This is a genomic window from Treponema sp. OMZ 857 (genome assembly GCF_024181085.1).
Lineage (GTDB): Bacteria > Spirochaetota > Spirochaetia > Treponematales > Treponemataceae > Treponema.
In genome coordinates, this window is sequence record NZ_CP051147.1 from 2,681,056 (window position 1) to 2,692,814 (window position 11,759).

An 11,759-nucleotide genomic window follows, 5' to 3' on the forward strand; every position below is an offset into this window, starting at 1 on the left:
GTCAAGGCTTTTGAAAATATACACACATCTCTATAAATTACAAGAGGGATTGCCGCATACCCTTTCATTTTTCCCCATCGGTTAGTATAATCAGAATATGAATAAGGGAGCTTTCATGAAGAATATGATTTGTATGATTTTATCTGCTGCTTGTATAGTCGGTGTCGCAGCCGACCCTGCGAAAAACTTTAGCGGGGACGATATTCCGCTTAAAAAGGTAACACTCTATTCGTCAGGCGTTGCACACTATATGCATGAAGGGACTGTGTCCGGTTCGGGGAATATAGAGCTATTATTTTCACCCGCTCAAATTAACGATGTGCTAAAGTCTCTTGTCGTTACTGATCCCGGTGCAAAAAACTTAGCAGTCAATTATCAATCCGAAGACACGCTGAGGAAAACGCTGGAAAGTTTAAAAATAGACCTTTCCGCCGCTACAACGCTCTACGATATTTTAAAAGCGCAAAAGGGCGCCGAAGTGGAACTGTTTACGCCTCATCAAATTACCGGAAAGATTTTGAGCGTCGATAAAAACAGCTCAAAAGAAACGGACTCTTTCTTTATTTCGCTTGCAGCGAAAGACGGCATCCACCTTATCGCTTTTTCGGACATTCAATCCTTTAAATTTACCGATGCCAGACGAAATGAAGATTTAAATACCGCTTTGGCGCTCATCCTCGACGCTTCGGCAAAGAACCGCAAAAAACTGGACATTAAAATCGATGCGCAAGGTGAGCGGAAAATCGGTCTTTCATACGTTATGGAAGCGCCGGTATGGAAAGCAAGCTATCGGCTCGATATGGGTACCGATAAAGCAGCGTTTCAGGCATGGGCGATTATCGACAATTCAACCGACCTCGACTGGAAGAATATTACACTCACCCTCACGACGGGAAGGCCGGTCGGTTTTACGCAAAACCTCTATGTGCCTTACTATACATACCGCCCCGAAGTACCGCTTGCAATTGCGCAAACTGCGAAAGCGGAAACATTTGCCTCGGCTGATACGGCTGTCGAATATGCCGCAGCTATGCCTCTCGCAGAAAACCGGTCGATGATGATGAAAAAAGAAGCGTCTAGATATGCATCTGAAGCGTATGATGAAGCGGAATATCAAGACTTAGAGGAAAGAAACAATTCAGCTTATTTTGAAAATCAAGCTGAAGCCGGTAATGCGGGAGAAATGTTTGCCTTTACGCCGTCAAAACCGATTACACTTGAGCGGCAGCAAAGCACGATGATTCCCCTCACCATAGCCTCTCTTCCTGCAGAAAAGTATTCGGTATTTTCTTCCATTCCATACAACGAGCGTGTTAATCCCAAATTCTGTATCAGTATTGAAAACACATCGGGCTTAAAACTTCCTGCCGGTCCCATTACGGTTCTTGACGGGGGGGAATATGCAGGCGATGCTCTTTTGGAGTTTTTACCCGAAGCCGAAAAACGCCTAATTGCTTACGGAGACGATATTGAAGTAACCGGTTCAAAGCGAGCCGACTCCACAAGGACGATTGAAACTATAAAGCTGGCTGACGGAGTGATGACAACTTCGTACCGGCAAGTCCAAAGCACGATCTATTTGATACGAAATGCCAATAAGAAAGAAAGAACCGTTATCGTCGAACACGCGAAGAACGCAGGGTTTGAGCTTACGACAAAACAAGCCCTTGCGGAAACGACTGCAAACAAATATCGGTTTAAGTTTAAAGCTGCAGGCAATACCGGCACCGAGTTAAAAGTAGAAGAAGCTCGCACCTATCAATCAACTCAAAAAATATTCGATATGAATTCAAATACATTCATTTCCTACACGACCAATTCCGAAATTCCCGAAAAGGTTCGAAAAGCCTTTGCTTCGATTATAACGGAAAAAGAAAAAGTGACTGCGGCAGAAAAAGCGCTCAAGACTTTGCAGGATCGTCAGACGGAAATCGGAAAGGAACAAGACCGTGTACGGAGGAATCTTGAGGCAGTCGGTTCGGAAAGCCAGCAAGGGAGAGCGTTCTTAACCAAGCTGCTCAAGCTCGAAACCGAACTGGATAACCTAAAAACAGACATTGCTGACGCAACAGAGCAGCTCAACAAAGCACAGCAAAAATTTACCGCATTCGTAAAGAATATTCGGATCGAATAGTAAAATCGATATGTAACAAAGGAGATGCGCCGTTTATTTCAAAAGGCACCCTTGAGATTGTATCTATAACGTGTTACTCTAAGGATACCTATGAAGAATGCTTTACTGGTTCCCGGCGTTTTTTTCTTAAGCCTTTTAAGCACGGTTGTTATCTTTGCCTTTTTCGGCGGAATAGCCTTGCGCTATGAAATGGCCGTTCCGTTTGCATCAGAATCGGCGGGATTGCTGCTTCTCTGCATGGCGCAAAAGGCATGTTACGTACTCCCATTAGCGGTAATGATGGCCATTATCGGAGTGTATACATTTTTGATGAGACACCCTGCAAAGCTGGGTGTAGCCCTTACACTGTTCCTCGCATGTTTGCTATTTACCGTAACGGTTATTATACCGACCTGTTATGCGCAGTTTCCCGTCATCGAGAAAGCAATAGCAGCCTACAAAACAACGGCACCCATCGACAAAGCGTTGGCCGCTTTTACAAGCAAACCGTTATTTCTAGCTTTATTACAGCAAGGTTCCGACAGCCTCTTTTCCGATGTATATGCTGCCTATGCCTATACATTACATTTTACAACATACCTCTTGTTCGCAGGTGCGCTTTTTTTCTGCGTCAGCTCATTTTGGTTTGCATGCATCATAACACGATGGAATCTGTTCAACCTTCTTTTCTTACTTCTTCTTTCAGGGGCACTGTTGCTCGTATATCCGTATATGCAGTTGGAAGGATTCAAGACAGCGCTCTTTAATCTCCATATAACAAATTCGGAAAACGGTATTTACGGAATTCCGCTCGTTTTGTGTGTTGTTGCCGTAGTATTTCATTCTATAGGCGGTTTAAAACTACTGCTGATATATTCAAAGACCAAAAAAAGGAGCGCTGCATAAAATGCCTGAGATGCTAAAAGGCTGGCTGTCCGTTCTTATTCATTTTGTGATCGGACTTGGGTGCTGCCTAATATATGTGTTTTTTTTCAAAAAAATTGATGTACTGCCGCAGTTTTTGTTCAGCCGGAGATTAGCGGAAACAGGAATCTTGTTTATACGGATTATGCCGAGCTTGCTCGTTTCCGCTATATTGATAGGGTATGCCGTTATTTTCGGTACATCCGGCCAAAATACCGTACCGCGATTTTCTGATATATTACTTCGCTACTTAAAAGAAGCATTTATTATGCTTTTTGCGTGCGTTACTATTTATATCATATTGATAGAAATAGTATTGCCGTTACTGGCAGACTACCGGCGCTACAGCGAACTGAAAACACATGATTATTACGATTTTATAAAAGAGACTGATAATTCATTACGAAACGGAGATGCCGAAAAAGCGTATGATAAGGCGAAGGCTGCCTTAGGAATCTGGAAAAACAATCCTGAAGCATTACAACTTTTCGATAAGGCTAAGATATTGCATGAATCATACAATGCAGATCGCAAGCAAAACAATAAAAGTGAACCCTCTTCTGAAACAGCTGAGCCGGAAAACTTAACAGCGGAAGGGGCATTGTTCATCAGCAAGCGGTTTATGAACAAATATGATTTTTACACCGCACACTATTATGCCATGCGAGCATATCAGCTTAGTGCCGAAAATGCACCCTATCATGAAGAAGCGTTACGGCTGGCTGCACAGGCGTGGAATCAAATTGAAAAAGGGATCGCCGAGCTTACCGCCGAATTTGATATCCGCTTATACCAAGCAAAGAAAGCCGGATACGAGATGATCCAGCAAGAAAACTACATCAAAGCCTACTATCAATTTGTGAACGCGAAGCGAATGCTTGAACAGAATAATCCGCTCAAAAAAGACCCTGATATAGACCGTTTTATAGATATTACCCGAAAAAAACTATTGGAAGAAGTTTTCTTTATCGATGAAACAGCCTCTCTGCCGCTTTTTGAAACAGCACGTAATATTCATTTTACCATTCCTGCATCAGGCACGAGGGCACCGGCACAGATAACAATAGAAGGTCTTTCTTATATCACCAACAACAGTATTAAGGAAATATATGGAAGAAATTGTGAACTTACACAATACACCGCCGACGGTAAGATTCTTTATCGGGCACGGATTCCTTTCATCAAACTTATTCCGATTGAGAGTGCTGATGGAGTTCCTATGCTCCGCATGCTGTTCCGCGCTGTGGATAAGCAGCGTGATACAGTAGTGTTAAAACCGTTCATTCTGGAAGGAACAATGCCGATTGAGCGGCAGACCTCTCTGAGGCTGCCGTTTTCATACAGCGATTTTGAGCTGATTATCGCGGCCAACGAAGGTGAAAAATCTATGACGCTCCCTCAGCTCTATGCCTTTCGGCAGCGGGGAACACAATACGGCTTCCCCGCGCAAATATATCATCGGGAATTATTGGCGAGAATTATCGATGTGTTTCTTATTTGGATTATTTCGATTTATATGCTCGTATTGGCATGGCGCTTCAGAGTTCCACCGCACCGGCCATTTAAGCATACATGGGCACTGGCATTTCCGCTCTTTTTTGTACTGGCAACAGGACTGGTAGAGGCGGGACGGTATTGCGCCCGCCTTGTCATCGCCCTGCTTACCGATATATCCTACAGCTTGTCCCCGCTACTGTTATTGCTTGCATACATGCTCTGTTTTATCGGAATGTGTTTTTTCTTTATCGGTCAGCGTTCGGAAGCGTAAGAATAAGGATGCTTTCGATATCGAGTTCTCCCGCAAATGCCGGAACGGCAACAGACCAGTTTTCCAGCACTTGCGGATGCAATTCGCCGAAAATACCGATCTGTTTTCCATCGGCAAGAACGCCCGCCTGCCGCCCTTCGATAAAGCGCGGGTCATGCGTTTCGCATACGTTGTAGTCCATTTGCAGATAGTACAGTAGGCCGGCGACAAGACTGGCGGCTTCATTAAAGTTAGCATCTTGGTTTACGCTCAGAAAGCCGAGGCTTTGGCGGGTGCGCGTACCGGTATTTTCTTCGGGAGCAAGGTACGCGATTTTTCCCGTTTCAAAGATACGGTGCGGATAGACCGCATTGCCCGAAACCGTTTCCGCGGATAAAAGCGACGGAATGATGGACGGGCGGACAAACTGATAGTTTTCCGACATGGGGTTGGCAATTTCAATTACCGACGCTCCGTCTATATTCATGCGGTCGATATAGTCTTTCTTTGAACCGAGATAATTAAAAATCATCTCTTGATAACCGAAGCCGACCATCAAACTTTTAATCTTTCTGCTCAGCTGGGTAACCGGCAACAACCTTCCAATGGTAAATTCCCGCGGCGTTTCCGGTTCAAAGAACTCGACGGTTTTCCCCATCATCACATCTTCGATAATATCCACTTCGTGTAAAAAGTCATTCCGATACGCGGGCGGCATCAGCGTCAGACAATCCCCCTCGACGGTAACGGTGTTGTCCATACGCTCCAACGCTTCCACAATATCCTGCGCCGGAAGCTCAGTTCCGAGGAGTTTATTCACGGCATGAATCGTCGTCTTTGTCGGCTCTTGGAAGTAAAGCGGCGTGGTAATCGTCTTACCGAATCCGGTTTCATAGGGATATTCTACGCTGACCGGTAAAATCGTGTATCCCGCATCGGAAAAATCGCAGGCAACGATGTTGGTTGCAAGCAGCAGAGAGGGCATATCGGTACCGGTCAGCTCAACCAACAGGTCGGCATCCCCCGGCTGTACCGCGCCGATCTCCGCACTATTGATAATCGGAGCCATTGAAAGCACGCCGCCCTTTGCATCCGATAGGAGCGGCACTTTCTTCATATCCTTGAGTATCCAGCCGTATTCCTTGCCCTTCGGGTGTTCGGTGATAATGCGTTCACACGTCATTTCGGTGTCGAAGCCGAGCGGCGTAAACGAGGTTGTGTGCGGGTCAACAGCACGGTAGTGTACCGGCCAATTGATCAGTTCGCTGCGGTACACCCCCATCGACACGGAACGGCGTTTCCGGCCGAAGTTCCAGCACAGTTTTTCCTGTGTTTGGATAATATCTTTCAACATAGCATCGTCGATGGGCTTGCCCGAAATGACAAATGCCGTCATAAAGGGGCGGATATGCTGTAATTCGGGGTTTACGGTTACTGTCCGTTTTCCGGAATCCTTCCGCTCACTCAATGTCGATAAAAATGCTTGATACCGAGCTTTGTTTGAAGCTCCTCCCGTGTGCATACGCAAAAGGCGCGCAAGCCCCGCTGTTGACCACAGGTCGGGGCGGTTGGTATCATTTAATTCAATTTTTATAATGCGTTCATCTTGAGGCGCCGCTGCGGACGGCACTTCGTCAAGTTCCGCTTTTGCAGAGCTTAATAAATGTTCAAATTCGGGGGAATAATCGTATTTTTTTCCTAATAAATTGAAAAAAAGCTGTTCATTTACATCGATCTTGGGCATAGTCTATCCTTTTTTAATATGACTGAGCTGAGGCAAAGGTTAAAACACACGGTTCACAATGCCTCTGAGACAATTCACATATAATAATATTGAAAGAGTATATGCAATATGTCCCTGTTTGGCAAGAATGATGCCTCTGCGGCCTTTCACACTACACAAGCCGTTCCTCTCTTTGTAACATCACAAATGCGATAATAATGAAGAGTTCGCACAATAAAATCGATTTTTCCGCATAGTATTGTATAGCAATAAATCCAACAGAAACACCGATACCGAAGCTTGCGATGATAAGAAGATACTTAAAAAAAGAATACAGATATTTGATGTCTTTTATAGCTCGATACTTCGCAAGGTTTATCATACTGCTTTTTAAGTTACCGGTAATCATTGTGGTGGCTATCGGATTGCCGTCAACCTTATCGAAGTTGGCGACTTGCAGCGCTGCAATAAAAGAGATAACGGAATTGATAATGTCATACCTAAAATACGTACCGGTTAATCCGATTGCGGCAATAACCAATACTTCAAATACCAAGACTGTAACCATTCGGGTGTAGTTTTTAACGTAATGTTTGTTTTTGAGAAATTCTGAAATAAATATGCCGAACGCAAACGTAACAATAGGTATGATATATTTAAGAAACTTATGAAGTTCCCCATTTGCAGCAGAGATAAACAGCAGCACAAGATTACCGGTTTGGGCATTTGCAAACACCTTACCTTTTAATAGATAAGAGTAAGCGTCCAAAAAGCCTCCCACTAACGAGAGGCATACGCCGATTACGATATTGTCATGCAGTTTTTCTTCTTGTATTTGTACCGTATCCACCTGTACATCCGCTAAAAAGTCTTTAAAAGTTGAAATCTTTAAAAATGTATAGGTATGATAGGGCTAAACCTATCACCTGTCAACATATAGAAAACAGAGAACCTTTCCGTAAGCATTCCGTAAGCCTTTTGAAATAGGCGAGGTAGATCCGAGGCGCGAGAAAAAATTAACCGCAGGCGTATCTTTGATACGTTGAGGATTAATTTTTTCGAAGCAACGAAGGAGATACCCGCATATTTCAAAAGGAATTTCCTTTTGTATTGACTAAGATATGCCGATACTATAAAAGTAAGGTTTTAATAGAAGGAGTAGTGTAATGGCAGCTAAAATAGGCATAAAACTCGCAGATGGAATGTTTCTTCCCATTATGGACGACGATGCATCAGCCTCTGAAACGCTTGAATTAACTACGGTACGCGATAATCAACGAAGTGTACAAATTAATTTGTTCAAAAAAGAGGATGATACTTCAGACCCTTTGTATATCGGCTCACTGATTGTTGAAGATATTCAAGAGAAGACCGCTGGAGAACCGACAATAGAATTACGATTAGTGCTCGACGAAGATAAAAATCTTTCTGCCGAGGCTGTTGATAAAGATTCCGGTTCGCATCAAGCCCTGCGAGTGTCATTAGAAACATTTGCGGATCAAGCATTTGATGATCTTGATTTTGATTTAAGTTCGGAAACGGCCGATGCCGATATCAATCTTTCCTCAACTAACATAAACACTGATGATAATTCCGGCACCCATGATGAATTTTCCACTGCGACTTTTTATACTGATGAAGACGATGAACAAGAAACTAAACCGAAACGCGGAATGCCGATTTGGCTTTTAATTCTCCTTATTTTGCTCGGTATTGCTGCATTAGTCTTGGGCATTCTGCTACTAACAAAAAAGACTCTTAGCGAAGATAGCCGTCCGATGGCTGTGGAGCCTGGGGTAGCCGCGGTTATACCGGCTCAAAATCCCCCCGCACAAGAACAACCTGCTCCAAATACGGCGCCGTCATTGCCCGCAGACAAAGCGGTAACCGAACCGCCTGCTCCTCAACCGACAGGCGCCGCTCCAATAGAGCAGCCGGTGCCGCCGCAGCCTGTTCAGCCGGAGCAACCGGTAAAACAAGAGCAGCCTGTTCAGCAGACTAAACCAGCGGTAAAAGAGCCGGCAGCTTCCGTATCAGGACAAAAAGCCGTCCGCTATAAGATCCGTTGGGGCGATACGCTTTGGGATTTATCGGAAACTTATTACCGTAATCCGTGGTTGTACACAAAGATTGCAAAGCATAACAAACTTAAAAATCCTGATTTAATCATTTCGGGAACTTATATTGAAATCCCTCCGCAGTAAGATACTACGCAACAAGCAAGAACGATTTTTTCGTTCTTGCTTGCTCCTTTTTTTTCAGCTCCGTATTCCTTTTTTTTGTCTTTTCCTCTTCATCGGTTCCGTCACAGCCTGTGCCGCAGATAGAAGTGCTGCTTTATTAAAAGACTTAAAAGCAGGAAATTACGGTTTTTTCTTAAAAGCAGACAAAGCCGCCTATCGCAGTATTAAAATGATGGGGCACGGCAGCGCCTATTATGTCGGTTTGCATCTGAAACGCGCAGGACACGAACAAGCTGCCCGTTTCTACTTTGACCTTGGAGAAAAACTATATGAATCACCGCTGAACCGTCTGTGCCGGGAAGAACTGTACGAAACAGGTTCCCCGGCCGACCGTTTACAGTCGATAGAAAAACGCTTACAGGAACTTTCCAAAGCATCCGATACTTCCGTACAGAACGAAAAAGAACTGTCTGAAAAAGACCGTTTAACCCGCTTGAAAAACCTCCTTCTCTTGCAGATGGGTGCTTATGACAGCATCACGCAATCGCCGGAAACGCTGTATCTTACCGGCCCGCTGACGGCAACACTTGCCGAAGCCTTTCCTCAATTCGGCAAGGATATGCCGCCGTTTTTACATAAGCTTGCCGAAATCCGTATCGCAGTTTTTAGCAAACACTATACGGAAGCATGGGCATCTGTTCCGGATACTTTCAGGATGGAGAATGCCTTTGCAGATTTTACCTTTCCAAGTCTGCTCTCCGATATCGGCAAGGCAGGCGTCTATGGGACTGAGAACGCCGCCGAGGCAGCGGCTTTTTTTGAAGATTTTGCAATACGAATACAAAGCGGGGTCAATAAGAAGCTTTCCGGTACGGATATGCGCCGGTGCCTTTTTTATGCATCCTTTTATGAAGCCCGCTGCCGGGTAAAAATCGGCGGCGCAGAACAACAAGAACGCGCTATAAAACTTTTCTTACAGGCAGCTGAACTGGCCGACACCGATTCCAATCTTGATTCTGCATTGTGGTACTATTTAGATACCATAAAACTACGGGACATTCCCCGTTATCTAAAAGCACTGACAGATACGGCGCCCCGCTGGAAAAAACCTGAATGGTATGCCGATTTGATACAATCATTGAGGGCGCAGCTGACTGCGGCAAAGGATTGGAAACACTTAAAAACGCTCTATGATGTGCTGACAAAAACAAACTTGCCGGAACAACAAGCCGCTGTTGCCTATACACTTGCCTGCACCGATTCGCTCCCGCCGGATCAGACGGTACGGTTACTGCAAGAAGCATCCGGAGAGTCCCATGACTCGTTGTACTACAGGATTTTAGCCGCATATCGGCTCGGCGGGGCGCAGTTGTTACAAGATGTGTTCCAGTTCCGCAGTACACTCCCATCCGGTGCACAAACACAATCCGTCCGACGCCCGCAGACGCAAGCCGGTGAAGCACAGTCTCAATCCGGCGGACAAGCGCAAACCAGCGAATTTTCCGTACAAGAGGCGCGGGCGTATATCGGCGGCTTGCTTCATTTCAGTTTATACGATATGGTCTACCCCCGCATTGTTGCCGTATATCCGGCGATTCCCGCCGAAGAGGCACTACAAATCGCCCGCGTATTGGCTGATGACGGCCTCTATGCCGATTCAATACGGGTAATACGCTTCTCGTTAAGAAATCAGGAAGATGCGGCAACAAAAGAACAGCTGGAGCTGCTGTACCCCCGTCCGTGGCACGAAATTGTCTCGAAATACGCCGCGGAATACCGGCTGCCGGAATATCTTTTATACGCGCTGATAAGAAGCGAAAGCTTTTTTCAGCATCGGGTGGTATCCGGAGCGGGAGCCGTCGGTCTTACACAGCTGATGCCTGCTACGGCTGCGGATATCGCAAAGAGGTTAAAGGTTGCAGATTACAGCCTTACCGATCCCGAAATAAATATCAGATTCGGTGCATATTATCTTGCGGAAATGATCCGCCGATCCGATAACCGTATTATGCCTGCCTGCTTTGCGTACAATGCAGGCATATCACGCGTTCGCGGATGGCAAAAAAAAGCGCAAGGTCTATCGGCAGATCTCTTTTTGGAGAGTTTGGAATACGCTGAAACGCGGGATTACGGTCGAAAGATACTGTCCGCAGCAGCAATATACGGAGCACTCTATTATTCCGAAAAACCGGAGGATATTGTACTGCTCTTTTTCAAGGAACTATTATGACGGTTATACAAGCAATTTTTCTCGGCGCCGTTCAAGGCATTGCCGAATTTCTTCCTATTTCAAGCTCCGGCCATCTCGCCGTAGCAGAGTACTTTTTGGGGCATACCGATGTCCCCATCATTTTTGATATTCTACTGCATATCGCGACACTCGGAGCAGTTTGTATTGTGTTTTACAAACAGATATGGCGGCTTTTAACCGTACTCGGCCGGTTTATCATCAGAAAAAATACAATAGAAGACAGCGCAGACCTTAAACTAATTGCTGCGCTGCTTATTTCGACTGCCGTTACCGGCGTTATCGGTATCGTACTAAAAGATATCGTACAGGCAAAAAATATGCTGTTTATCGCGATCTGTTTTATTATTACCGGTATCGTACTTTTAGTTTCAGTTAAAATTCAACCGAAAAAAAACGTTTCCGTGCCGTCTATGCTGCAAGCGGTGATTATCGGAGCAGCGCAAGGTATCGGCGTACTACCGGGTATTTCCCGCTCAGGCTCTACCATCGCAGCGGCGCTCTTAACCGGTGTAGACCGCGAAAAAGCCGGAGAGTACTCGTTCCTTCTTTCTATTCCGGCGATTCTTGCAGCGTTTATCTTTGAACTGAAATCAGCCGATACCATAAGCGGTTCTGTCGGCATCGCAGCGCTCGCAGCAGGAATGTTGACTGCCTTTATCGTAGGTTTTTTTGCATTGACCTTTTTGCTTAAATTGATACGGAAGGGAAAGCTCGGGATATTTGCCTACTATTTGATTCCTGCAGGAATTATATTATTCAGCGCAGTCGGCATCTTTCAATTCTAGGGGTGTTCAAAAGGAACGGGAGGGGAAATAACA

Annotated in this window: 8 protein-coding genes; 6 read left to right on the plus strand and 2 right to left on the minus strand. The window is 45.2% G+C overall.

The window, feature by feature from the left end:
- The first annotated feature begins 115 nt into the window (after nucleotides 1-115).
- From E4N66_RS12190 to E4N66_RS12200, 3 genes are all read left to right on the plus strand, one after another.
- Nucleotides 116-2,134 (plus strand): DUF4139 domain-containing protein, encoded by a 2,019-nt coding sequence (locus E4N66_RS12190; RefSeq protein WP_253728228.1) that lies wholly within the window; start codon nucleotides 116-118, stop codon nucleotides 2,132-2,134.
- A 90-nt stretch (nucleotides 2,135-2,224) separates the two neighbouring features.
- Complete coding sequence (locus tag E4N66_RS12195; protein WP_253728229.1) at nucleotides 2,225-3,019, plus strand: hypothetical protein; 795 nt, start codon at nucleotides 2,225-2,227, stop codon at nucleotides 3,017-3,019.
- A gap of 1 nt (nucleotide 3,020) precedes the next feature.
- On the plus strand, nucleotides 3,021-4,805 hold the full coding sequence (locus E4N66_RS12200; protein ID WP_253728230.1) for a hypothetical protein: 1,785 nt from the start codon (nucleotides 3,021-3,023) through the stop codon (nucleotides 4,803-4,805).
- Here E4N66_RS12200 and pheT read toward each other — a convergent pair.
- Together pheT and E4N66_RS12210 are read right to left on the minus strand one after the other, a co-directional pair.
- Entirely contained in the window at nucleotides 4,780-6,528 is a 1,749-nt protein-coding gene (gene pheT / locus E4N66_RS12205; RefSeq protein WP_253728231.1) for a phenylalanine--tRNA ligase subunit beta, read from the minus strand. The two genes, E4N66_RS12200 and pheT, sit on opposite strands and share 26 nt — an antisense overlap.
- Before the next feature lie 151 nt (nucleotides 6,529-6,679).
- Nucleotides 6,680-7,357, minus strand: a complete 678-nt coding sequence (locus tag E4N66_RS12210) for a YoaK family protein (protein WP_253728232.1) — start codon at nucleotides 7,355-7,357, stop codon at nucleotides 6,680-6,682.
- A gap of 316 nt (nucleotides 7,358-7,673) precedes the next feature.
- Here E4N66_RS12210 and E4N66_RS12215 point away from each other — a divergent pair, with 316 nt between their 5' ends.
- The 3 genes from E4N66_RS12215 to E4N66_RS12225 are packed head-to-tail and all read left to right on the plus strand — an operon-like array spanning nucleotide 7,674 to nucleotide 11,726.
- Nucleotides 7,674-8,711 (plus strand): Hsp70 family protein, encoded by a 1,038-nt coding sequence (locus E4N66_RS12215; RefSeq protein ID WP_253728233.1) that lies wholly within the window; start codon nucleotides 7,674-7,676, stop codon nucleotides 8,709-8,711.
- Nucleotides 8,712-8,751: 40 nt separating this feature from the next.
- The gene (locus tag E4N66_RS12220) at nucleotides 8,752-10,920 is read left to right on the plus strand and encodes a flagellar assembly lytic transglycosylase (RefSeq protein WP_253728235.1); all 2,169 of its coding nucleotides are present in this window, start codon (nucleotides 8,752-8,754) and stop codon (nucleotides 10,918-10,920) included.
- Nucleotides 10,917-11,726: an undecaprenyl-diphosphate phosphatase gene (locus E4N66_RS12225; protein ID WP_253728236.1), complete on the plus strand. Its 810-nt coding sequence runs from the start codon at nucleotides 10,917-10,919 to the stop codon at nucleotides 11,724-11,726. The genes E4N66_RS12220 and E4N66_RS12225 overlap by 4 nt, the downstream gene beginning before the upstream one ends.
- Nucleotides 11,727-11,759: the final 33 nt, after the last annotated feature.